Raw genomic sequence first — 433 nt, 5'->3', positions numbered from 1 at the left:
GTGTAAAGCAGGTAGCCGCCGGTTTCAATGGCTTCGCCGAAGCCGGAGAGCGAGTTCAAAATCAAATCGTTGTCGGCAAACACTTCATGCAGGCCGTAGACGATGCCCATGGTAGTGCGCGGCTGTAAATCTTGATAATTGGCGCGGTCGTATGCATTGACTTCATTGAAGGTTACCGTGTTTTGCAAGCCGCGCTCGGCAATCAGCTTGCGTCCTGCTTCGACATTAATCGGGCTGTAATCGCGCAAGCGTACGGAATCAGGCAATGTGTCGGCAGGCAGGGCATCCAATACATAGCGGCCATGACCGGATGCAATATCCAAAACGTGTACAGGTGTCCCTGCTTCACGCAGTTTGGCTGAGGCCGTCTGAATGGCTTTGCCGATATTGACTTTGCGTTGGCGGATACCGCGCCAGCCGATGGCGTTGAGAT

The 433-nt window shown here is 53.8% G+C and carries 1 protein-coding gene; it reads right to left on the bottom strand.

Going from position 1 to position 433, the window contains the following annotated elements; genetic code table 11:
- The coding region (locus tag ACTHUT_RS22235; protein WP_440419979.1) for a class I SAM-dependent methyltransferase family protein at nucleotides 1-433 on the bottom strand (433 nt) is incomplete at both ends.

The organism is Neisseria sp. P0022.S010 (assembly GCF_051956635.1).
The sequence above is the reverse complement of the archived record's forward strand: the minus strand, read 5'-3'. Positions and strand labels throughout refer to the sequence as shown.